At 74.0% G+C, this 20,135-nt stretch carries 20 protein-coding genes and 2 tRNA genes; 7 read left to right on the forward strand and 15 right to left on the reverse strand.

Annotated features, from left to right (window positions below):
- Window positions 1–23 precede the first annotated feature (23 nt).
- Genes QDR37_RS15140 through QDR37_RS15150 form a run of 3 tightly spaced genes read right to left on the reverse strand, consistent with a single transcriptional unit; the run spans window position 24 to window position 3,039 of the window.
- Window positions 24–959 (reverse strand): type II secretion system F family protein, encoded by a 936-nt coding sequence (locus QDR37_RS15140; protein ID WP_279714611.1) that lies wholly within the window; start codon window positions 957–959, stop codon window positions 24–26.
- Window positions 956–1,813 carry a type II secretion system F family protein gene (locus QDR37_RS15145; protein WP_279714612.1) on the reverse strand — a complete coding sequence of 286 codons (858 nt, stop codon included), beginning with the start codon at window positions 1,811–1,813 and terminating at the stop codon, window positions 956–958. The genes QDR37_RS15140 and QDR37_RS15145 overlap by 4 nt, the downstream gene beginning before the upstream one ends.
- Entirely contained in the window at window positions 1,810–3,039 is a 1,230-nt protein-coding gene (locus QDR37_RS15150) for an ATPase, T2SS/T4P/T4SS family (RefSeq protein ID WP_279714613.1), read from the reverse strand. The genes QDR37_RS15145 and QDR37_RS15150 overlap by 4 nt, the downstream gene beginning before the upstream one ends.
- Window positions 3,040–3,156: 117 nt before the next feature.
- Between QDR37_RS15150 and QDR37_RS15155 the strand changes: the two genes are divergently transcribed.
- Window positions 3,157–3,239: transfer RNA gene (locus tag QDR37_RS15155), tRNA-Leu, on the forward strand.
- Between the two features lie 44 nt (window positions 3,240–3,283).
- Window positions 3,284–3,964, forward strand: coding sequence for a VTT domain-containing protein (locus QDR37_RS15160; RefSeq protein ID WP_279714614.1), 681 nt, complete (start codon window positions 3,284–3,286; stop codon window positions 3,962–3,964).
- Here QDR37_RS15160 and rdgB read toward each other — a convergent pair.
- Genes rdgB through QDR37_RS15180 form a run of 4 tightly spaced genes read right to left on the reverse strand, consistent with a single transcriptional unit; the run spans window position 3,961 to window position 6,359 of the window.
- On the reverse strand, window positions 3,961–4,536 hold the full coding sequence (gene rdgB, locus QDR37_RS15165) for an RdgB/HAM1 family non-canonical purine NTP pyrophosphatase (protein WP_279714615.1): 576 nt from the start codon (window positions 4,534–4,536) through the stop codon (window positions 3,961–3,963). The two genes, QDR37_RS15160 and rdgB, sit on opposite strands and share 4 nt — an antisense overlap.
- Before the next feature lie 2 nt (window positions 4,537–4,538).
- On the reverse strand, window positions 4,539–5,294 hold the full coding sequence (rph, locus tag QDR37_RS15170; protein WP_279714616.1) for a ribonuclease PH: 756 nt from the start codon (window positions 5,292–5,294) through the stop codon (window positions 4,539–4,541).
- Entirely contained in the window at window positions 5,291–6,136 is an 846-nt protein-coding gene (gene murI / locus QDR37_RS15175) for a glutamate racemase (protein ID WP_279714617.1), read from the reverse strand. Before murI ends, rph begins: the two co-directional genes overlap by 4 nt.
- Before the next feature lie 58 nt (window positions 6,137–6,194).
- On the reverse strand, window positions 6,195–6,359 hold the full coding sequence (locus QDR37_RS15180; protein WP_279714618.1) for a hypothetical protein: 165 nt from the start codon (window positions 6,357–6,359) through the stop codon (window positions 6,195–6,197).
- 168 nt (window positions 6,360–6,527) lie between these two features.
- Between QDR37_RS15180 and QDR37_RS15185 the strand changes: the two genes are divergently transcribed.
- The gene (locus QDR37_RS15185; protein ID WP_279714619.1) at window positions 6,528–7,835 is read left to right on the forward strand and encodes a nicotinate phosphoribosyltransferase; all 1,308 of its coding nucleotides are present in this window, start codon (window positions 6,528–6,530) and stop codon (window positions 7,833–7,835) included.
- 21 nt (window positions 7,836–7,856) lie between these two features.
- Here QDR37_RS15185 and QDR37_RS15190 read toward each other — a convergent pair whose 3' ends face one another.
- Genes QDR37_RS15190 through QDR37_RS15200 form a run of 3 tightly spaced genes read right to left on the reverse strand, consistent with a single transcriptional unit; the run spans window position 7,857 to window position 11,226 of the window.
- Window positions 7,857–8,123, reverse strand: coding sequence for a DUF3039 domain-containing protein (locus QDR37_RS15190; RefSeq protein ID WP_279714620.1), 267 nt, complete (start codon window positions 8,121–8,123; stop codon window positions 7,857–7,859).
- Window positions 8,124–8,164: 41 nt separating this feature from the next.
- Entirely contained in the window at window positions 8,165–9,736 is a 1,572-nt protein-coding gene (locus tag QDR37_RS15195) for an ABC transporter permease (RefSeq protein ID WP_279714621.1), read from the reverse strand.
- Window positions 9,712–11,226 (reverse strand): ABC transporter ATP-binding protein, encoded by a 1,515-nt coding sequence (locus QDR37_RS15200; RefSeq protein WP_279714622.1) that lies wholly within the window; start codon window positions 11,224–11,226, stop codon window positions 9,712–9,714. The genes QDR37_RS15195 and QDR37_RS15200 overlap by 25 nt, the downstream gene beginning before the upstream one ends.
- Before the next feature lie 202 nt (window positions 11,227–11,428).
- Between QDR37_RS15200 and QDR37_RS15205 the strand changes: the two genes are divergently transcribed.
- Both QDR37_RS15205 and QDR37_RS15210 read left to right on the forward strand, forming a co-directional pair.
- Window positions 11,429–12,238, forward strand: a complete 810-nt coding sequence (locus QDR37_RS15205; protein WP_279714623.1) for an ABC transporter permease — start codon at window positions 11,429–11,431, stop codon at window positions 12,236–12,238.
- A 1-nt stretch (window position 12,239) separates the two neighbouring features.
- Complete coding sequence (locus QDR37_RS15210) at window positions 12,240–12,977, forward strand: ABC transporter ATP-binding protein (protein ID WP_279714624.1); 738 nt, start codon at window positions 12,240–12,242, stop codon at window positions 12,975–12,977.
- 16 nt (window positions 12,978–12,993) lie between these two features.
- On the opposite strand, the gene QDR37_RS15215 is transcribed toward QDR37_RS15210, so the two are convergent.
- Window positions 12,994–13,443: a hypothetical protein gene (locus QDR37_RS15215; protein WP_279714625.1), complete on the reverse strand. Its 450-nt coding sequence runs from the start codon at window positions 13,441–13,443 to the stop codon at window positions 12,994–12,996.
- 122 nt (window positions 13,444–13,565) lie between these two features.
- Here QDR37_RS15215 and QDR37_RS15220 point away from each other — a divergent pair, with 122 nt between their 5' ends.
- Entirely contained in the window at window positions 13,566–14,324 is a 759-nt protein-coding gene (locus tag QDR37_RS15220) for a hypothetical protein (RefSeq protein ID WP_279714626.1), read from the forward strand.
- Window positions 14,325–14,349: 25 nt separating this feature from the next.
- Here the strand turns inward: QDR37_RS15220 and QDR37_RS15225 are convergent, their stop codons facing one another.
- Both QDR37_RS15225 and QDR37_RS15230 read right to left on the reverse strand, forming a co-directional pair.
- A complete protein-coding gene (locus tag QDR37_RS15225; RefSeq protein WP_279714627.1) occupies window positions 14,350–16,236 on the reverse strand; it encodes an amylosucrase in 1,887 nt (628 codons plus the stop codon).
- 112 nt (window positions 16,237–16,348) lie between these two features.
- Entirely contained in the window at window positions 16,349–17,803 is a 1,455-nt protein-coding gene (locus QDR37_RS15230; RefSeq protein WP_279714628.1) for a trypsin-like peptidase domain-containing protein, read from the reverse strand.
- A 109-nt stretch (window positions 17,804–17,912) separates the two neighbouring features.
- Here QDR37_RS15230 and QDR37_RS15235 point away from each other — a divergent pair, with 109 nt between their 5' ends.
- Window positions 17,913–19,136, forward strand: a complete 1,224-nt coding sequence (locus QDR37_RS15235) for an aminotransferase class I/II-fold pyridoxal phosphate-dependent enzyme (protein WP_279714629.1) — start codon at window positions 17,913–17,915, stop codon at window positions 19,134–19,136.
- Here QDR37_RS15235 and QDR37_RS15240 read toward each other — a convergent pair.
- Both QDR37_RS15240 and QDR37_RS15245 read right to left on the reverse strand, forming a co-directional pair.
- A complete protein-coding gene (locus tag QDR37_RS15240; RefSeq protein ID WP_279714630.1) occupies window positions 19,112–19,906 on the reverse strand; it encodes a carbon-nitrogen hydrolase family protein in 795 nt (264 codons plus the stop codon). The two genes, QDR37_RS15235 and QDR37_RS15240, sit on opposite strands and share 25 nt — an antisense overlap.
- A gap of 137 nt (window positions 19,907–20,043) precedes the next feature.
- Window positions 20,044–20,117: transfer RNA gene (locus tag QDR37_RS15245), tRNA-Met, on the reverse strand.
- Window positions 20,118–20,135: the final 18 nt, after the last annotated feature.

The following is a 20,135-nucleotide window of genomic DNA, read 5'->3' on the forward strand; positions in this document are numbered from 1 at the left end:
CTGGCGCCGCCGAAGCCGCTGGCTCAGAGCTGGGTCTGCAGCACCACGAAGCCGGGCCAGACGGCGAACGCGACCGTGACGGGCAGGATCAGGAACACGAGCGGCAGCAGCATCGTGATCTCCTTCTTCCCCGACGACTCGAGCAGGGCACGTCGCGACTCCTCCCGGGCGTCGACGGCCTGCACCCGGAGCAGCTCGGCGAGCGGCGAGCCACGGTCGAGCGCGCCGACGACATGGGCGAGGCAGCGGGTGAGCGACGGCACCCGCAGGTCGTCCGCGAGCCGGGCGAGCGCGGTGGCGAGCGGCACGCCGACCCCGACCTCGTCGAGGACGCGGCGCAGCTCGGCCGCCAGCCGCCCGGAGCCGACGTCGGCGACGCGCCGCAGGGCGTCGTGCACGCCCTCCCCCGCGGCGAGGCACAGCGCGAGGAACTCGAGGACGGTCGGCAGCTCGCTCTCCATCTGCGCGGTGCGCCGCCCCGCTGCGCGGACGAGCAGCCGGTCGCGGAGCAGCAGGCCCGCGCCCGCGCCGACCAGCGGCGCGGCGACCAGCGGCGCAACGGCGCCGGCCGTGACGCCGTGCAGCGCGGCGAGCGCCTCTGCGGCCGCGGCGCCCCCGAGCGTCCAGAGCAGCTGCCGAAGGCGGTAGGCCTCGATCGTCAGGTCGTTCCCCGCGCGACGCAGGAGCAGTGCGGTGCGCCCGGTGCCGCCGAGCAGGCCGCCGAAGGTGTGCTGGAACAGGTCGAGCGCGGGCGCCGCGAGCACACCGAGCACCGGCACGGGGTCGGCGCTCGCCCGGTCGACGATGCGTCGCGCCTCGGGCGAGACGTCGAGCAGGAAGGGCGCGAGCCGAGCGGCGAGACGCGGACGCGCAAGGCTGGGCAGGCGGCTCGCGAGGCTCCAGAGCCCGAGTCCGAGCAGCGCGCCGAGCGCTGCCGCGAGCGCGAGGGTGCCGCTCACGTGAACCACCGCCGGTCCTCGGGCAGCCGGCCGAGCGCGAGCATCACCCGGTAGGCGACGCCGGTGACGCCCGCCGCGGCGAGGATGAGCACGGTGCCGGCGGGCGTGCCGTAGGCGGCGGCCGCCTCCGGCCGGGTCGCGAGCAGGAGCAGCACGAGCCAAGGCGCGGCGAGGCCGAGCTTGCCGGCGCTCGTCACCCACGACTGCCGGGCCTCGGCTTCGGCGCGGAGCGCGACGTCCTGGCGCAGCGACACGGCGAGGTCGCGGAGGATCGCGGGCAGCTCGGTGCCGCCCACCTGCCTCGCCATGCGGAGCACCTCGAGCAGGCGGTCGGCGGTCGGGTCGGCGAAGTGCGCCTTCGCGGCGTCGAGCGCGACACCGACCGTGCCCGTCTCGCGCCATCGGCGCTCGAACACCTGGAAGCCGTCGCGCAGGGGTCCTGGCCCGTGCACGCCGAGCCCCGCGATCGCGTCGGGCAGCGGGCGTCCGGCCCGGATCGCGCCGAGCAGGTGGTCGACGACCTCGGGCCAGAGCCCCCGCACCGCCCGGCGCCGCGCCCTCGCCCGCCAGCCCGCCGCACTCCACGGGGCGAGGCCGGCCACGACGAGCGCGAGCAGGGCGACGGGCGCGAGGCTCGTCGCCGCGTAGGCGACCGCGGCCGCGGCGAGGCTGAGCAGCACGGACACGGTCACGAACAGCCCGGGAGCGACGGCGGGCAGCCCCGCGCGGGCGAGACGCTCGGCGACGCGCTCGCCCGACCGGGCGCGCTTCCGCTCGGCACGCCGCGGCCAGAGCAGCGGCGAGACGATCAGGAGCAGCCCGCATCCGCCGAGCGCGCCGAGGACCGGGATCACCGGCCCGTCCCGAGGAGGTCGGCGACGTCGATGCCTGCGGTGACGAGCTTCTCGGTGCGGGCAGGCAGGGCACCGGTCGCGCGCAGCACGCCGCCGTCGAGGGCGAAGATCCGGCTCGCCTCGATCACGCCGCCGGAGGCGGCCGGCGCGGAGAGCCGACCGGTCGGCGCGAGGATCTCGGTCACGCGTCGCGCGCCACCCCGCTGCAGCTCGCAGTGCACGACGAGCTCGACCGCGCCCGCGACCGTGGGCACGACGAACGCGCTGTCGATGTTGCGGCCGGCGAGCAGCGGCAGGGTGCAGAGCTTCGCGAGGGCGTCGCGCGCCGAGTTCGCGTGGATGCTGCAGGCGCCCGGGATGCCGCTGTTCAGGGCGATGAGGAGGTCGAGCGCCTCGGCCTCGCGCACCTCGCCGACGACGAGGCGGTCGGGCCGCATGCGGAGGGCCTCCTTGATGAGGCGTCGCAGCGTGACCTCGCCCGTGCCTTCGAGGCTCGGCTGCCGGCACTGCATCGCGACGCCGTCGCGGCCCGGCAGCTTCAGCTCGAACGTCTCCTCGACGGTGACGATGCGGTCCGACGGGCGTCCGGCCGCGAGCAGCGCGTTCAGCAGCGTCGTCTTGCCCGCCTGCGTGGCACCCGAGACGAGCACGTTCGTGCCCGCGAGCATCGCGGCGCGCAGGAAGTCGGCCGCCTGGCGGGGCAGCGAGCCGAGCTCGACGAGCCGGTCGAGGTCGGTGACCCGGTCGGAGAACTTGCGGATGTTCACGGCCCAGTGCCGTCGGGTGATGTCGGGGATGACGACGTGCAGCCGCGACCCGTCGGGCAGCGACGCGTCGACGAAGGGGCTCGACAGGTCGACGCGCCTGCCGCTCGTGACGAGCATGCGCTCGACGAGGTCGCGCACCTCCTGCTCCGTGAGCAGCACCGTCGTCAGCTCCGAGACGCCGTTCCGCGCGACGAAGACCCGCGTCGGCCCGTTGATCCAGATCTCCTCGACGTCCGGATCGTCGAGCAGCGGCTGCAGCGGGCCGAAGCCCGTCAGCTCGGCAGCGATGCGGCGCTCCGCCTGCCGCTCGTCGGCGATGAGCGGCGCCATCGACGCGAAGGCGTGCTCGGCGTACCGGCGCAGCTCCTCGCGGATCGCCTCCTCGGGCCCGCCGCCGAGCTCGCCGCGGCGCGCGCGCTGCCGCACCGTCTCGGTGATGGTCTGCACGGGGTCGCCCATGAGGGGTCAGTGTGCCGAGACGCGTGTCGCCGGCGCGGTCGTTGTCCACAGGCCGGCGGGCAGGGTCGCGCGTCCCCGTGCTGGACGCATGCCGTCGCTACACTGGCCCCGCTCCGCGCGGGAGTGGTGGAATGGGTAGACACGCAGGATTTAGGTTCCTGTGCTTCGGCGTGAGGGTTCGAGTCCCTCCTTCCGCACCACCAGCGAGCGCGACGGACGCTACGAACCACGAGGAAGAGACGCCGTGCCGGTACCGAACGCGTTGATTCCCTGGCTCGACCCGACCTCGCTGATCCACGCCTTCGGCCCCTTCGCACTCATCGGCGTCTGCGTGCTCGTCTTCGCGGAGACCGGCCTGCTCATCGGGTTCGTCTTCCCCGGCGACACCCTGCTCATCATCACGGGCCTGCTGTCCCGCGACAGCGCCCATGGGCTCGGCATCAGCATCTGGATCGCGGCTCCCGCGATCGCGGTCGCTGCCTTCCTCGGGGGCGAGCTCGGCTTCTACATCGGCCGCAAGACCGGCCCGCGGATCTTCGAGCGGCGCGAGTCCGGGCTGTTCAGCAAGGAGCAGGTGGATCGCACCAACCGCTTCTTCGACAAGTACGGCGCGATCGCCGTCGTCCTCGCCCGCTTCGTGCCGATCGTGCGCACCTTCGCGCCCATCGCCGCGGGCGTCGGCCGGATGAACCCGAAGAAGTACTCCACCTACAACGTGATCGGCGCCGCCATCTGGGGCTTCGGGGTCACGTTCCTCGGGTTCCTGCTCGGCTACATCCCACCGGTGGCCCGCTTCGTCGAGCACTACATCGACATCATCCTGCTCGCCGCGGTGGTGCTGAGCCTCGGTCCGACGCTCTTCCACGTGCTGAGCAACCGGCGCAAGGCCCGCCGAGCCGAGGCGGACAGCGCCACCTCCGACTAGTCGAGCTGCTCGGCGAGGCGGCGGAACGCCTGGGCGCGGTGGCTGCGGGTGTTCTTCTGCTCGGGGGTCAACTCCGCGACCGAGACCCCGAGGCCGTCCGGCTCGAACAGCGGGTCGTAGCCGAATCCGCCCTCCCCGCGCTCCGCCTCGAGCACGACGCCGGGCCAGACCGCCTCCGCCTCGAGACGCTCCTCCCCTGCGACGAGCACGGCGGCGCAGACGAACCGCGCGCGGCGGTCCTCGGCGCCGCGGAGGCGCTCGAGCAGCAGGGCGCGGTTGTCGTCGTCGCGACCCGTGCCGCTGAACCGCGCGGAGTGGATGCCGGGCGCGCCGCCGAGCGCGTCGACGGCGATTCCCGAGTCGTCGGCGAGCGCCGGGAGGCCCGTGGCCTGCGCGGCCGCACGGGCCTTGATCAGCGCGTTCGCGACGAACGTGTCGCCGTCCTCGACCGGTGACGGGCCGCCGTAAGGCACCAGCTCGACGCCGGGCAGGAGCGGCTCGAGGATCGCGCGCAGCTCGGCGACCTTGTGCGCGTTGCCCGTCGCGAGCACGATCCGCGGGAAGCGCGCCACGATCACGCCTCGCCGGGCACGACGGGCTCGGCGACGCCGAGCACCTCGCGCTGCAGCGCGGCGAGCGTCGCGGTGCCGCCGAGCGCCAGGTCGAGCAGGCGGTCGAGCTCGCCGCGGTCGAAGGGCGCCCCCTCGGCCGTGCCCTGCACCTCGACGAAGAGGCCGCGCCCGGTGGCGACGACGTTCATGTCGGTCTCGGCGCGCACGTCCTCGGTGTAGGCGAGGTCGAGCATCGGGGTGCCGTCGATGATGCCGACCGAGACGGCGGCGACCGAGTCGAGCAGCGGCCGCGAGCGCTGGCCGACGAAGCGCTTCTCGCGCGCCCACTCGATCGCGTCGGCGAGCGCCACGTACGCGCCCGTGATCGCCGCGGTGCGGGTGCCGCCGTCGGCCTGCAGCACGTCGCAGTCGAGCACCACGGTGTTCTCGCCGAGCGCCTTCGTGTCGACCACGGCCCGCAGGGCGCGACCGATCAGCCGGGAGATCTCGTGCGTGCGACCGCCGATGCGGCCCTTCACGCTCTCGCGGTCGGTGCGCTCGTTCGTCGCGCGCGGCAGCATGGCGTACTCGGCGGTCACCCAGCCGCGGCCCTTGCCCTGCAGCCAGCGGGGCACGCCGTTCGTGAACGAGGCGGTGCAGAGCACCTTCGTGCCCCCGAACGAGATGAGGGCGCTGCCCTCCGCCTGGCTGCTCCAGCCGCGCTCGATGGTGACGGGGCGCAGCTCGTCGGGGGCACGGCCGTCGCGGCGTTCGGTCATCGGTTCCTCCGGAGGGCTTGGATCGGGATGGCCCCGGTCTGGACGAGGTCGACGTCGGGCACCTCGGGTCCGAGGAAGCGCCTCGCGAGCGCGAGGAAGGGCGTCGCGCTCTCCCCCGTGGCCTCGAACACGTGCCGGGGCCGGGTCGTCGCGGTGCGGAGGAGGTCGTGCTCGACGAGCTCCTGGTAGACGTCGTTCGCGGTCTCCTCCGCGCTCGAGACGAGGCGGACGCCCGGCCCCATCACGCGGCGGATCGCGCCGGAGAGCAGCGGGTAGTGGGTGCAGCCGAGCAGCACGGTGTCGACGCCCTCGGCCTTCAGCGGCGCGAGGTACTCCTCGGCGACCGCGAACAGCTCGGGGCCGCTCGTGATGCCGGCCTCGACGAACTCGACGAAGCGGGGGCAGGCGGCCTGCACGACCTCGATCGCGGGGTTCGCGACGAAGGCGTCGACGTACGCGCGCGAGTTCACCGTGCCGACCGTGCCGATGACGCCGATGCGGTTGTTCCTCGTGGCGCGAGCCGCGGCGCGGACCGCGGGCAGCACGACCTCCACGACGGGGATGCCCGCGCCGTGCGTGAACCGCTCGCGGGCGTCGCGGAAGACGGCGGCGGAGGCGGTGTTGCAGGCGATCACGAGCAGCTTCACGCCCTGGGCGACGAGGTCGTCCATGACCGCGAGCGCGTACGCCCGGACGTCGGCGAGCGGCTTCGGCCCGTACGGGGAGTGGGCGGTGTCGCCGACGTAGAGCACCGCCTCGTTCGGCAGCTGGTCGAGGATCGCGCGGGCGACGGTGAGGCCGCCGACACCGGAGTCGAAGACCCCGAGCGGCGCATCGTTCACGACCGTCGAGCCTAGCCCGCGGCGCCAGGGCGCCCGCAGGGCGCCCTGGAGGGCACGCTCAGTCGGTGTCGCGCGAGTGCTGCCGCGACACGGTGACGAGCGCGACGGCGAGGGCGATGAGCACGACGGCGACGACCCCGGCGGGGATCCAGTCGGAGAGCTCGAAGGCGTGGGCGGGGAGCGGGGAGGCGGCGTGCGCGAGGGCGACCGTCGGCGGGGTCATCGGGTCGGGGACCTTCCGGGCAGGGGCGACCGAGCGCGAGTGGGTGGCCGCGTCCGGACGCCGCGTGGGGAGCGCGGCGTTCCAAGGAGGCTACGGGCGGCGCGTCCCGCTCCCCCAGCCCCCGATCACGGGACTTCGGCGCAGGGCCGATCCCTAGGCTTACCGCCCGTGACGAGTACCGCGCTGCTCACCGACCGCTACGAGCTCACGATGCTCGACGCCGCCCTCGCCGACGGCACGGCGCTGCGGCGGAGCGTCTTCGAGGTCTTCGGGCGCCGTCTGCCCGGCGGCCGCCGCTACGGGGTGCTCGCCGGCGTCGGCCGCGTGCTCGAGGAGATCGAGCGGTTCCGCTTCGGCGACGACGAGCTCGCCTGGCTCGACGAGGCCGGCGTCGTCAGCCGGGGCACCCTGGACTGGCTCGCCGCCTACCGCTTCTCGGGCACGATCAGCGGCTACCGCGAGGGCGAGCTGTACTTCCCCGGGTCGCCCCTGCTCACGGTCGAGGGCACGTTCGCCGAGGCGGTGCTGCTCGAGACCCTGCTGCTCTCTGTGCTGAACGCCGACAGCGCGGTCGCGACCGCGGCCGCCCGCATGGTCTCCGCGGCGGCGGGTCGCCCGCTCGTCGAGATGGGCTCGCGCCGGACCAACGAGGACGCCGCGGTCGCCGCCGCCCGCGCGGCCTGGATCACGGGCTTCGCCGCCACCTCGAACCTCGAGGCGGGGCGACGCTGGGGCGTGCCGACGACCGGCACGGCCGCGCACGCGTTCACGCTGCTGCACGACGACGAGCGGGCGGCGTTCGCCTCGCAGATCGCGGCGATGGGCACCGGCACCACCCTGCTCGTCGACACCTACGACATCGAGCAGGGGGTGCGGCACGCGATCGAGGCCGGCGGCACCGGCCTCGGGGCGGTGCGCATCGACTCCGGCGACCTGACCGTCGTCGTCCGCGAGGTGCGGCGCCTGCTCGACTCGCTCGGAGCGACGGGCACTCGCATCGTCGTGACGAACGACCTCGACGAGTACGCGATCGCCACGCTCGGCGCGATGCCGGTCGACTCGTACGGCGTCGGCACGGCGCTCGTCACCGGCTCCGGGCATCCCGCCGCCGGCCTCGTCTACAAGCTCGTCGCGCGCGAGGACGAGGACGGCACGCTCGTGAGCGTCGCGAAGCGCTCCGCCGAGAAGGCCGGCACCGGCGGCAGGAAGTGGGCGTTCCGGATGCTCGGCGAGGGCGGCCGTGCGAGCGAGGAGCGCGTCGTCGTCGCGGCCGAGCAGCCGGACGTGCCGGACGGGCGGCCGCTCGTCGCGCGGCTCGTCACCGACGGCGTGCCGGACCCCGAGGCGCTCGGCCCGTCGGGTGCGCTCGCCGCGCGGCGCCACCACGCCGTGGCCGTCGCCGAGCTGCCTCCGGAGGCGACGCGGCTGTCGCGGGGCGATCCCGCGCTGCCGACCGTCGTGGTCGCCGGCCCCTGAGACGCCCGGCCGGATCCGACGTCAGTCCTGCAGGCGGTCGTAGATCTTCTTGCAGTCCGGGCAGATCGGGAACTTCTGGGGGTCGCGACCCGGCACCCAGACCTTGCCGCAGAGCGCCCGCACCGGCTTGCCGGTGACGGCGGACTCGACGATCTTCTCCTTCTGCACGTAGTGCGCGAAGCGGTCGTGGTCGCCGTCCTCGACCTGCTCGTCGTTGAGCAGCTGCTCGAGCTCGCGGTCGAGCGTCGAGGTGCCGCCGGTCGGGTCCGTCGTGGAGTCGCGAGGCATGCACGGAAGCCTAGGCCCGGGCCGGCCCGAGGCGGCGCCCGTCAGGCGCGCAGGGCGGCGGCGAGGATCTCGGGCCCGCGGTGCTCGAAGACGCGCGCGCCGAGGTGCAGCCCGAAGCCGAGCACGACGCCGCCTGCCGCGAGGCCCACGACGCACGAGGCGACGAACCATCCGTCGCCCCCACCCGCGAGTCCGAGCGCGGCGAGCACGATGGCGGGGATCACCGGCACCAGCTGGCCGAGGAACAGCAGCGACTGCACCGCCGCGGCGACGCCGGCGGAGCTGTTCGGCTGCTGGAACGGGGACGCGCCGGGCTGCGGCACCGGGTACGGCAGGCGCGCGGAGGTGACGGAGCCGAGGCCGAGACCGGTGAGGAACAGCCCGCCGCCGACGCCGATCAGCCCGAACGCCGCCGTCGCGTCGCCGTAGAGCAGCGCGCAGACGATCGAGCCCGCGACGAGGAGCGGACCGCCGACGACGATCACCGGTACGAGGCGCCCCAGCCGGTCGTCGCGGCCGCGGACGCCGGCGGCGACGTGCAGCCAGATCGCGGTGCTGTCGTAGGCGATGTCGTTGTGCGAGAGCCAGCCGAGGAACAGGGCGACGATCGGCACCGGCAGCAGTGCGAGGGCCTTCGCGGGGACCCCGACGAACCCGAGCACGAGCAGCACGACCACGGGCGTCAGCGGCACGACGAGCACACCGACGCGGTAGCGGACATCGCGCGCCCAGTACGTGAGGCTGCGGGCGGCGACCGCGCCGAGCGGTGTCGCCGGCAGGCGCCCGAACCAGCCGAGGCCCGCGAACTCCTGCGCGCGGCCGCGGCGGGCGGGCGTGACGAGCGTGCGGGCGACGAGCGCCTCCCAGGCGAGCCAGAGCAGGCCGACGACGACGAGCGCCTCGAGCAGCTGCAGCAGCCCGGCGGCGTCGCCGGCCGCGATGGTCGCAGGGGCCGCCCAGGAGGCGCCGAGCGGCGTCCAGCCGAGCACCGTGGCGAGCACGGCGGCGCCGTGCGCCCCCGCGGCGCCGTAGCGGAGGTTGCCGAGCACGAGGATCACGGGCGAGACGAGCACCACGCCGACCACGACGATCGCGGTGATCGCCTCGCGGGAGCGGCGCGTGTTGAGCAGGAGCCCGGCCGCGGCTGCGCTGATGCGCGCGAGCAGCGTGCAGAGCACGACGGTGACCGGTGCGCAGAGCAGCGCGACGAAGGCGGCCGCCGGCGACGACGACCAGGTGACGACCGCGGCGAGCGCCACGAGGGCGATCACGAGCGCGGGGATCCCGGCGAGCGCCGCGACGCCGAGCGACAGCGCGAGCCGTCGCCGGTCGAGGCCGAACAGGGCGAACCGCCGCGGATCGAGGGTGTCGTCGACCCCGAGCAGCAGCGGCACGACGAGGAACCCGAGCGTCGTGAGCGAGCCGCCGATCACGACGATCGGCGCCGAGACGGCGACGGGCGCGAAGCGGAGACCCACGAGCGCGAGCACCGCGAGCACGGTGATGCTCATGCCGTAGAGGAGACCGATCACGATGCCGACGACCTGCCACGGGTTGCGGCGGAACAGGTTGGCGGTGAGCTGCAGCTTCAGTCGGAGAAACTGTGCAACCACTCGAGCCCCTCCGTCGCCTTGCGGCCGCCCGCGAGCTGCACGAACCGCTCCTCGAGCGTCTGCTCGCCGCGCACCTCGTCGGTCGTGCCCGCCGCGAGCACCTTGCCCGCGATGATGATCGCGACGTGGTCGCAGACCCGCTGGATGAAGTCCATGCCGTGGCTCGACAGCACGACGGTGCCGCCCGCCGCGACGTAGTGCTGCAGGATCTCGACGATGTTCGCCGCCGAGACGGGGTCGACCGACTCGAACGGCTCGTCGAGCACGAGCAGGCGCGGCGAGTGGATCATCGAGCAGGCGAGCGCGATCTTCTTCGTCATGCCCGCGGAGTAGTCGGCCACCAGGCGCCCGGTCGCGTCCTCGAGCCCGAACGCGGCGACGAGGTCGGCCGTGCGGCGCTTCACGGTGGCGGCGTCGAGGCCGCGGAGCACCCCGGAGTAGTGCAGCAGCTGCGCGCCCGAGAGCCGGTCGAAGAGCCGCAGCGCGTCGGGCAGCACGCCGATGGCGCGCTTGGCGCGCTCGGGCTCGCGCCACACGTCGATGCCGTGCACCTGCACGCTGCCCGTGTCGGGCCGGAGCAGGCCCGTGACCATGGAGAGCGTGGTGGTCTTGCCGGCGCCGTTCGGGCCGACGATGCCGTAGAACGAGCCGGGCTGGACGACGAGGTCGATGCGGTCGACGGCGACGCTGTCGCCGAAGCGCTTCGTGAGGCCGTGGATCTGCAGCACCGGCTGCGAGCGGAAGCGCTCGGCGAGGGGCTGACGAACCGGGGCGACCTCGGCGGCTTCGGGCGCGGCGGGCTCGAGGACCGCCGGCTCGGCGACCGCGGCGGCAGGCTCCGGCGTCGGCTCCGCGGCCGGTCGCACGGCCGGGAGCAGCAGGGTGCGGTCGGCGTCGGGGGCGACCTGCGGCAGCAGCTCGGTGGTGCCGTCGGCGGACGGGGCGGAGTCGGCCTGCTCGGCCTGCTCGGGCTGCTCGGCCTGCGCGGCCTGCGCGGCCTGCGCAGGCTGCGCGACAGCCGGTGCCGGCAGGAGCTCGGTGGTGCCGTCCGCGCCGGACGGGGCCTCGGGTGCCGGGGAGGCGGGCGCGTGCAGGGTCTCGGCGCGCGTCTCGTCGGGCGCGGGCACGGGCGCACCCGCCTCGTCGACGACGGGCAGCGGGGTCGTCGCCTCCGCGGCCTCGCCGCGCGCCGCGCCCTTCGGCGCGCGCACCGTCTCGGAGGCCTGCTGAGCCGCGGCGGGCCGCACCGCGCGCGGCTTGGCGGGGGTGCGCGGCGTCGCGGGGGTGCGCGGCTTCGCCGTCGACGCCGGGCCGTCGGCCGCGCGCGACCTCGTGGTGCGGGGGCTGCCGGCGGTCGTGCGCGGCGTGGTCGTGCGGGTCTTCGCCGTGCGCGGCTTCGGGGCTGCGGGCTCCGCCGCGGCGGGCGGCTGCGCGGCCGCCTCGGGCGGGGCCGCGGCGGGGCGGGCGTCGTCCTCGGTCGGCTCGGTCACCCGCGGAACGCTACCAACCGTCCGTGACGCGCGTCCGTGACGATCCACACCCCCGCGCGTGTGCGCCCGGGCCGCTCCAGGGCCGTCGACTACCATGGCCCCCCGCGGAGCGCCTGATCGTCCGCCCCTCGAGCCGACCCCCCGGCTCGACGTCACCTCGGCCCGTCCGACCGCCACGAACGGAACCCCTTTGACCGCTGCCGTGACCGCCTCCCCGTCCCTGGCGCCGTCGAAGCCCACCGGCTACTGGGGCCGGTACCGGCACGCGCTCTGGCTGCTGACGACGAGGGACCTCAAGGTCCGCTACACGACGTCGGCCCTCGGCTACCTCTGGTCGATCATCGACCCGCTGCTCATGGCGGCGATCTACTGGGTGGTCTTCACCTTCGTCTTCCCGCACCGCGGCGCGGGCAAGGAGCCGTACATCGTCTTCATGCTCATCGCGCTGCTGCCGTGGACGTGGTTCAGCGGCAACATCTCCGACGCGACGCGCGCCTTCCGGCAGGAGGCGAAGCTGATCCGCTCGGTGAAGATCCCCCGCAGCATCTGGGTGCTGCGGCAGATCTGCAGCAAGGGCATCGAGTTCCTGATCAGCCTGCCGGTCATCGCGTTCTTCGCGCTCATCACCCTGAAGGCCCCGGTGCTCGAGACCGTGGTGTACCTGCCGCTCGCCCTCGTGCTGCAGGTGGTGCTCACCGTCGGGCTCAACTTCATCATCGCGCCGCTGTCGGTCTTCCTCCGCGACCTCGAGCGCATCGTGAAGCTCGTCACCCGGCTCCTCTTCTACGCGGCTCCCGTGCTGTACTCGCTGCGGTTCGGCAACCCCGTCCTGCACTTCCTCTACGGCCTCGACCCGGTGGTCGGCTTCCTCGAGCTGTACCGGGCCTGCTTCTTCCCCGACGTGCTCGACTGGCTGTACGTGCTGCAGTCGGCGATCACCTCGCTGATCCTCTTCGCGATCGGCGCGGTCGTGTTCCGGCGCAGCGTCCCGCGCGTGCTGAAGGAGATCTGACATGGCCGCACCGGTCATCTCCGTCCAGGACGTCGGCATCCGCTTCAAGCGCAACCGGCAGCGCAGCCGCAGCTTCAAGGACCTGTTCGCCGACCGGGAGCGGCGGGCGGCGCCCGACACGTTCTGGGCGCTCCGGCACGTGTCGTTCGACGTGCAGCCGGGCGAGGCGATCGGTGTCGTCGGCCGCAACGGCCAGGGCAAGTCGACGCTCCTGAAGCTCGTCGCCGAGGTGATGCTGCCCGACGAGGGCGCCGTGAACGTGCGCCGCGGCGTCGCGCCGCTCATCGAGATCACGGGCGGTTTCGTCGACGACCTCTCCGTGCGCGACAACGTGTACCTGTCGGCCGGGCTGCACGGCAAGCGCAAGGCGCAGATCGACGCGGAGTTCGACGAGATCATCGAGTTCGCCGAGCTCAAGGACTTCGTGAACACCCCCTACAAGCACCTGTCGAGCGGCATGAAGGTGCGGGCGGCGTTCTCGGTCGTGTCGCGGATGGACGAGCCGATCCTCCTCGTCGACGAGGTGCTCGCTGTCGGTGACCGCGCCTTCCGCAACAAGTGCTACGCCCGCATCGAGCAGATGCTCGCCGAGGGGCGCACGCTGTTCTTCGTGTCGCACAACGACGGCGACCTGAAGCGGTTCTGCAGCCGGGGCCTCTACCTCGACAAGGGCGCGCTGCAGTTCGACGGCGGCATCGACGAGGCCTTCCAGCGGTACACCGCCGACTACGGCAAGTAGCGAGCGGGCCGACGCGTCACGCGCGCTGCGGCAGCTCCCCCCGCTTGCCCTCGACGAGGGCGTAGTCGTCGTCCGTGCCCGTGGCGTGCAGCTCGACCGTGCGGGTGCGCACCGCGGTGTCGGTGCCGGGACCCGCCGAGACGACCTTCACCTTGCCGCCGTCGAGCAGGCTGGCGACCTGTCCCGGTGTGAGCGTCAGGCCGTAGCGGCCGGCGATGTCGCGCTGCACGCTGTCGCGCTGCTCCCCGAGCGCGGCGAAGCCGGCGGCCCCCTCGACCACGGTGAGGACGAGCGCGACGGCGGCGACCGCTCCCGCGATCGCGAGGAGCGCCCGGCGGCTGCGCATCCTGGCGAGCAGCGGCGCGAACACGACGGGGAGCACCACTGCGACCGTCGCGACGAGCAGCGCGGCGAGCGCCGGTACGAACACGTCGGTCTGGCGCTCGGCGAAGTAGGCGATCGGCACGGGGCTCCTGCTGAGGTCGGGGGCGGCGGGACCGGCCGACGCTAGCACCGGCGCAGCCGCCCGAAGGCGGCGACGCGACCACGGTCGGCGGGAGCCAAGGGAGGCTTCCTATGCTCCCGGACATGCGCAAGGGTTCCGATCTCGACGACCAGCTCGGGCAGCGCTGGGCCAGGCAGGGCTTCGACCGGCTGCTGTCGGTGCAGCGTCCCGCCGTGCTCGCCCACCTGCGGGCGATCCGCCGCGGGCGCCCGGAGGCGCCCCCCGAGGAGATCCTGCACGTGCTCGAGCAGCGCTACCTCGCCGCGGTGACGACGGGTGGCGCGGCGACCGGAGCGGCGGCGGCGCTGCCCGGCGTGGGCACGGCCGCGTCGATCGCGCTCTCCGGCGTCGAGACCGCCGGGTTCCTCGAGGCGAGCGCGCTGTTCGCCCAGTCGGTGGCCGAGCTGCACGGCATCGCCGTGGAGGACCCCGAGCGCTCGAAGGCGCTCGTGATGGCGCTGATGCTCGGCGACACGGGCGCCACCCTCGTGCAGCAGTTCGCGAACGAGGCGTCCGGCAGCGGGCCGAGCCGGTCTGCCTACTGGGGCGAGCTCGTCACGAAGCGGCTGCCCGCCCAGCTGCTGAAGCGGCTGACGCAGCGCATCCGCCGCAGCTTCGTGCGCCGCTTCGCGGCGCGGCAGGGGGCGAGCATCGTGCTCCGGGCCGTGCCGTTCGGCATCGGCGCGGTCGTCGGCGGCACCGGCAACCACCTCGCGGGCCGGAAGATCATCGCCGCGGCGCGCGACGCGTTCGGGCCGCCGCCGCCCACCTTCCCGGACCAGATCACCGTCGAGCCGCGGCGCCGGGCGATCGAGCCCGAGCCGGGCGCGGCGCCCGCCTGACCCGCGCGGAGGCCGTCGGCCCGGCTCAGACCTCGAGCCAGAGGAACTCGAGCGGGCCGAGCTCGACGTCGGTCCAGAGCGCGACGTCGCTCTCGGTGAGCAGGTCGGTCGCCGACGCGGGCTGCGCCGCGAAGACCTCCGCGGCCACCGTCTGCGGCCCGTCGGAGACGTTCGCGAGCACGAGCAGGGTGCCGTCCCGCCCGGGGCGCTGGTAGCCGAGCACCGCCGGGTTGTGCGTCGCGAAGCCGACCAGCACCCCGCCCGCGAGCTCGGGCAGGTCGCGGCGGATGCCGATCATGCGGCGCATGCCGCGGTAGATCGTGCCGGCGTCGCTGTCGGGGTCGGTCCGGTGCGCGTAGCGGTCGGCGGGGTACGGCGGGCGGTGCACCCAGCGGCTGTCGCCCGCGAGATCCGGGTCGTCGAGGTAGCCGAGGTCGTTCAGCTGGCCGACCTCGTCACCGAGGTAGAGGAGCGGGATGCCGCCCGTCGTGAGCGCGATGCCGTGCGCCAGCAGGATGCGCTGCGCGGCCCCCGGCTCCCCGGCCTCGAGGCCGGCGAGCGAGGCGGTGGTGCCGGAGACGCGCGCGTCGCCGGTGCGCGGGTTCTCCTGGAAGGGCACGCCGCGGGCGAAGCTGCCGGGGAAGCGCCCGACGTAGAACGCGTTGAGGAACCGCCGGTGGCCCGCGGCGTCGATGCCGAGCTCGGCGGCGTCCTCGTCGGCGAAGGTCCAGCCGATGTCGTCGTGGCTGCGCACGTAGTTGACCCACGCGCATCCGGCCGGGATCGCGTGCCGCCGCTCGAGCGCCTGGCTCAGCAGACGGGCGTCGCGGGTGGCGAGCGCCTCCCAGGTGAGCGCCATCTGCAGCGGGTTGTACGACAGCTGGCACTCGTCGCGGCCGATGTACTCCACGACCTCGTCGGGGTGCACGATCGCCTCGGACTTGAACAGCAGCGACGGCGCCGCGATGCGGCACACGGCGTTGAAGGCCTTCAGCAGGGTGTGCGCCTGCGGCAGCGACTCGCAGGGGGTGCCGACCTGCTTCCAGATGAACGCGACCGCGTCCATGCGGAGGACGTCGACGCCGACGTTCGCGAGGAAGAGCATCTCCCCCGCCATCGCCTGGAACACCGCCGGGTTCGAGTAGTTCAGGTCCCACTGGAACGAGTGGAAGGTCGACCAGATCCACCGGCCGTCCGGCAGCTGCACGAACGACCCCGGATGGTCGTCGGGGAAGATCTCGCGCGTCGTCCGCTCGAAGAGGTCCGGCATCGTGCGGTCGGGGAAGATCCAGTAGTAGCCCTCGTACTCGGGATCCTGCGCGGCCGCGCGTCTCGCCCACTCGTGCTCGTCGCTCGTATGGTTGAAGATGAAGTCGACGACGAGCGAGATGCCGGCGGTCCGCAGGTCCGCGGCGAGCCCGCGCAGCTGGTCCATGTCGCCGAGGGCCGGGTTCACGCGCCGGTAGCTCGAGACCGCGTACCCGCCGTCGGACCCGCCCTCCGGCGCCTCGAAGAGGGGCATGAGGTGCAGGTAGGTGAGGCCGAGCTCGCGGAAGTACGGGATGCGGGCGCGCACGCCCTCGAGGTCGCCCGCGTAGCGGTCGACGTAGCAGACGCCGCCGAGCATGCGGTTCGACAGGTACCACTCGGGGTCCGTCTCGCGGGCGACGTCGATCGCCTTCAGGTCGGGCGCGCGATCGGCCCAGCTGCGCGCCGTGAGCTCGACGAGCGCGGCGAGGTGGTCCAGGCAGTCGTCGCGGGCGCCGTAGAGCTCGGCGAAGAGCGGCAGCAGCACCGGCAGGTACCGGTCGAGCCGTGCGCGGAGGTCGTCATCGACCGGCGCGCCCGTCGCCAGCAGGTGGGCGTCGACGAACGCCCGGGCCGCACGGGCCTGCGCACCGATCGAGAGCATGCTCGTCCCCTTCCGCCCCGGACGGACCCGAGTCTAGGAAGGTGCCGCTCCGCGGAACGACGTCGGCCCGCCGCCTCCGGAACGGAAGCGGCGGGCCGACGGGAGCGTGGGATCAGCCGGAGTACGTGCCGAGCGTCACGGTCGCGCTTCTCGTCTCGCCGCCGCGCACCCAGGTGACCTGCGCGCTCGAGCCGCCGGCGAGCGCGCGGACCTGCGCGGTGAGGTCGGTCGCGCTCTGCACGGGCACGCCGTTGAACCGGGTGACGATGTCGCCCTGACGCAGCCCCGCGGACGACGCCGCCCCGCCGCTCGTCACCTTCTCGACGAGCGCACCGGCGACGGTGCTGCTGCTCGACTGCGTCGAGTCGCCCACCGAGGCGCCGAGGAGACCGTGCGTGGCCTTCTTCTTCGCGATGAGCTCGCCCGCGATGCGCTTCGCGACGTCGGAGGGGATCGCGAACCCGACGCCGATGTTGCCGGACTGGCTCGAGGTCGCCGAGCCGGAGCCCGTCGAGGCGATGGCGACGTTCACCCCGATGACCTGCCCCGAGGCGTCGAGGAGCGCGCCGCCGGAGTTGCCCGGGTTGATCGCCGCGTCGGTCTGGATCACCGCGAGGGAGATGGTGCCGCTCGAGGTGGTCCCGCTGCCGCTACCGCCGGACGAGCCGCCGCCGAAGTTCCAGAAGTTGAACGGGCCGTTGTCGCCGCCGCCGTTCGAGCCGTCGCCGTTGTTCGGGACCGCGGAGGACTGGATGCTGATGCTGCGTCCGAGGGCGCTGACGATGCCGGTCGTGACGGTGCCCGGGAGGTCGAGCGGGGCGCCGATCGCGATGGCGGTGTCGCCGACGTTCAAGCGGCTCGAGTCGGCGAACGAGGCGGGGGTGAGGCCGCTCGCGCCGGTCAGCCTGATGACGGCGAGGTCGTTCAGCGGATCCGTACCGACGATCGAGGCCCTGTAGATGCGGCCGTTCGAGGTGGTGACCGAGATCGTGCCGTTCGACGAGGCGCCGTCGAGGGTGACCACGTGGTTGTTCGTGAGCACGTAGCCGTCCGACGAGAGCACGATGCCCGAACCGGTGCCCGACTCGCTCGACGCGTTGACCGAGATCGTGACGACCGACGGCGAGGCCTTCGCGGCGACGGCGGAGATGACGGTGGCGCTCTTCGCGTTGTTGATGGTGATGCTCTGGGCGGCGGAACCGCCCGTCGAGCTCGTGAGGGCGCTGTCGTGCGGCTGCGCCAGCGCCGTGATGCCGGCGCCCGCGGCACCACCGAGGACCGCGGCGACGACGGCCACGGCGGCGACGGGCAGCAGCAGGCCGCGCCGGTCGGACCGGCGGAAGGCGGATCCCTCGGCGCGGTCCACCGGATCCTCGGCCGCGGGGGCCGCTGCGGCGGAGCGGGGCTCGTCGGCCGCGCTCGCAGCGCCCGGCGCCTCCTCGGCCGCGAACACGTCGCGCTCGTACGGGCGCGTGTCCTCGCGCTCCGTCGCCGACGCCGGGACCTCGCGGCCCTGGTCCACGCGGGCCGGCCGGTCGTCGTCGTGCCGGTCGGGGAAGTCGGTCATGGTGCTCCTTCCGATGCGGTCCAGCGTCGCGCTCCGGCCTGTGGGCTTCTTATGAACCGTCTTGCACACCCCTACGACTCGTCCGCCGCGCGGCGGATATCGTCGAGCGATGGACGTACGGGGACCGTGGAGCAGGGCCGCGCAGGGAGCCAACCTGCTCGGGCCCGACGGGATTCCGGGCACGACCATCTTCGCCGAGATGAGCGCCCTCGCGCTCGCGACAGGCGCGATCAACCTCGGGCAGGGCTTCCCCGACTACGACGGGCCCCCCGAGGTGCTGGACGCCGCGCGCGAGGCGATCGGCGCGGGCCTGAACCAGTACCCGCCCGGCCGCGGGACCGCTCCCCTGCGCCAGGCGATCGCGGCGCACCAGCGGCACTGGTACGGCCTCGAGGTCGATCCGGACACGGACGTGCTCGTCACCGCGGGCGCCACGGAGGCGCTCGCCGCGACCCTGCTCGCGCTCGTCTCGCCCGGCGACGAGGTCGTGACGTTCGAGCCGTACTACGACGCCTACGGCGCCCTCATCGCCCTCGCGGGGGCCCGCCACGTGACCGTCCCGCTCGAGTTCCCGGACTTCCAGCCCGACCCGGACCGGCTCGCCGCCGCGATCAGCGACCGCACGCGCGTGATCCTCGTGAACACGCCGCACAACCCGACGGGCGCGGTGCTCGAGCACGCCGTGCTGGAACGGATCGTGGAGCTCGCCGAGCGGCACGACGCGCTCGTCGTCACCGACGAGGTGTACGAGCACCTGCTCTTCGACGGCACGAGGCACGTGCCCGTCGCGACCCTGCCGGGCGCGCGCGAGCGCACGGTGACGATCTCCTCCGGCGGCAAGACCTTCAGCACGACGGGCTGGAAGATCGGGTGGCTCACGGCCCCGGCGCCGCTCGTCTCGGCGATCACGGCGGTGAAGCAGTTCCTCACCTACGTGAACGGCGCACCGTTCCAGCCCGCGATCGCGATCGGGCTCGGCCTGCCGGACCCCGTGTTCGCGGCGCTGGCCGAGCGGCTGCAGCGCGGCCGCGACCTGCTCGTGCCCGCGCTCGAGGCCGCCGGCTTCGCGGTGGCCCCGCCGAGGGCCGGCTACTTCGTGGTCGCGGACGCGGCGCCGCTCGGCTTCGACGACGCGGCGGTGCTCTGCGGCGAGCTGCCGCGGCTCGCGGGCGTGGTCGGCATCCCGGTCTCGGCGTTCTGCGGACCGGACCTGCGGGACCGCGCGCGCTCGCTCGTCCGGTTCGCGTTCTGCAAGAGCGAGCCGGTGCTCGCCGAGGCCGCCCTGCGCCTCGGTGCGCTCGTCGCGGGTCAGCCGCGCGGCGTGACCGCGTAGCGGCGCAGCGCGAGCGCGGGGTTCACCCGCCGGACCGCTTCGACGACGTCCTCCTCGACGTCGGCGACCGCCGTGCCCGGGGCGTCGCCGAGCTCGGCCAGGGCGTCCCCCGCGGGATCGACGACGAGGCTCGTACCGACCCCGCTCGGCGGCACCTGCCCGGCCGCCGCGACGTAGAGCGTGTTCTCGATGGCGCGGGCCGTGACGAGGGTGCGCCAGTGATGCACCTTGCGCGGTCCCGGCACCCAGTCGGCCGGGACGAGCACGAGCTGCGCGCCGGCGTCGGCGAGGCGCCGTGTGACCTCCGGGAAGCGCAGGTCGTAGCAGGTCTGCAGCCCGACCGTCAGCCCGCCGAGCCCGAACGTCGCGTCCTGATCGAGGTCGCCCGCCTCGACGCGGTCGCTCTCCTTGGCGCCGAACGCGTCGTAGAGGTGGGTCTTGCGGTACACCGCCCGCACCCCGTTCCCGTCGACGGCGACCGCGGCGTTCCGGAACCGCTCGCCACCGCCCCGCTCGACGAGCCCGAAGACGATCGTGATGCCGAGCTCGCCGGCGGCCTGCACGACGGCGGCGGTGAACGGCCCGTCGAGCGGCTGCGCGGCGTCGGCGAAGCGCTTCGTCATCCGCGGCTCGAAGAACGAGCTGTACTCGGGCAGCACGACGAGGTCGGCGCCGTCGTCGCGCGCCGAGGCGGCGAGCCGCGCCACGGCACCGGCGTTCGCCTCCGGCTCGGAACCGGGTGCGAACTGGGCGACGGCGACGCGGGGCACGCCGCAACGCTACGCGCGCCCCACCGGCCTCGTACGCCGTCGGGACGCATGCAGAGGTCCCGACCGCGTGCAGACGCCCGTGCCGGGGTGGGAACGACGAAGGCCCCGGACCGTGGTCCGGGGCCTTCGCATCCGAGTTGCGGGGGCAGGATTTGAACCTACGACCTCTGGGTTATGAGCCCAGCGAGCTACCGAACTGCTCCACCCCGCGATGCCCTTGAAGCCTACC

This window comes from Amnibacterium sp. CER49, from assembly GCF_029846255.1.
Lineage (GTDB): Bacteria > Actinomycetota > Actinomycetes > Actinomycetales > Microbacteriaceae > Amnibacterium.